This is a genomic window from Vibrio sp. 10N.261.55.A7 (assembly GCF_002877365.1).
Taxonomy (GTDB): domain Bacteria; phylum Pseudomonadota; class Gammaproteobacteria; order Enterobacterales; family Vibrionaceae; genus Vibrio.
In genome coordinates, this window is record NZ_MCWZ01000185.1 from 1 (window position 1) to 535 (window position 535).

At 43.9% G+C, this 535-nt stretch carries 1 protein-coding gene and 1 pseudogene; one reads left to right on the forward strand and one right to left on the reverse strand.

All coding sequences use genetic code 11. From position 1 onward, the window contains the following. Window positions 1-155 (forward strand): annotated as a pseudogene (locus BCU12_RS10150) (DNA polymerase IV); the annotation flags it as partial. On the opposite strand, the gene BCU12_RS10155 reads toward BCU12_RS10150, so the two are convergent. Further along, a partial coding sequence (locus BCU12_RS10155) for a RecQ family zinc-binding domain-containing protein (protein WP_198599307.1) occupies window positions 133-535 on the reverse strand: 403 nt, incomplete at its 5' end. The pseudogene BCU12_RS10150 and the gene BCU12_RS10155 overlap by 23 nt on opposite strands.

Consider the following 535-nt stretch of genomic DNA (forward strand, 5'->3'; position numbering starts at 1 on the left):
CCATTGAACATGTGCACCCTCAACTGGAACTCGAAGACTTCAAAGGCCTTTTGAGGGACATATTGAAGCGTCAAAATGGTCGTGAAATTCGATTGCTGGGTTTAAGTGTGATCCTTAAACCCGATGAGCAGACTAAACAACTGAGTTTTTTCTAATCGCTTTTACCTTTTCAAGTACTACGCTAAATGGGTGCTGCTCTAGTTGACCAAACCCCTCCATTTTTTTTGCCTTCAATTTGGTAGAAAGAGGTGTCGTGATGCCACACAACATACGAGTTAACGCCTCATTGCTGATGGATGGCTTACTCGCGATACTAAACTCAGACACCCACTTGTTGAGTCGATCCAGATCTATCTCAGCCGTTTCTATTTGCGGCAACGTTGCCGTTTGACCCGCGCATACTGAGCAGTGACCACAAACCTCTGGTGCGTTTAAGTCGGAAAAATAGTGTGCAAGTCGAGTACTTAAACAACGTGAAGATTCGAAGAAGTCGATCATCTCAGATAACCTGAACGTTTCTGCATTCTCTTTGTTT